We start from the raw sequence: 434 nt of genomic DNA, 5'->3' as shown, positions 1-434 counted from the left end.
CAGGGTGAAGCTGCTGCCGTTGTTGTCATCGGCGCTGGTGAGCACCAGCATACTGACATCCCGCCAGTCGCGGGGCACGTTGAGGGTGCCGGCGTTAAAGTGAAAAGGGATTAAGGTATTTTCCTGGGTCATCGGGTTCTCCGGGGTGAGTGTTCAGGGCGCCCGGCGGGCCGCCGGGGCCGTTATTCAGGTCAGATTAGTTATTCAGGCCGATTTTGCTGCCGTTAACGGACACCCCGTCGGCGTTCAGGGTAATGACTGAGCCGCCAAAGGTGAGAGTGATGTGCTCTTTGGTCATCTCAATCTTGCCTGCCCCGACGGTGAGGGTGATGTTGTCGCTGGCGGTGTACAGTTGCGTGCCCTCGCCGGCTTTACCGGCGCTGGCCTTGACCTGCACCTGATTGGCTTCGGTGCTGCGCAGCCGGCAGATGGTT

1 pseudogene is annotated in these 434 nt (G+C 60.1%); it reads right to left on the bottom strand.

Features of this window, described 5'->3' with window-relative positions:
- Positions 1 to 196: 196 nt before the first annotated feature.
- A pseudogene (locus tag ACGF49_RS24905) lies at positions 197 to 434 on the bottom strand (phage baseplate protein); the annotation flags it as partial.

Source organism: Photorhabdus sp. RM96S (assembly GCF_042879335.1).
Classification (GTDB): Bacteria; Pseudomonadota; Gammaproteobacteria; order Enterobacterales; family Enterobacteriaceae; genus Photorhabdus; species Photorhabdus kayaii.
This window is presented reverse-complemented; position numbering and strand designations above follow the sequence as displayed.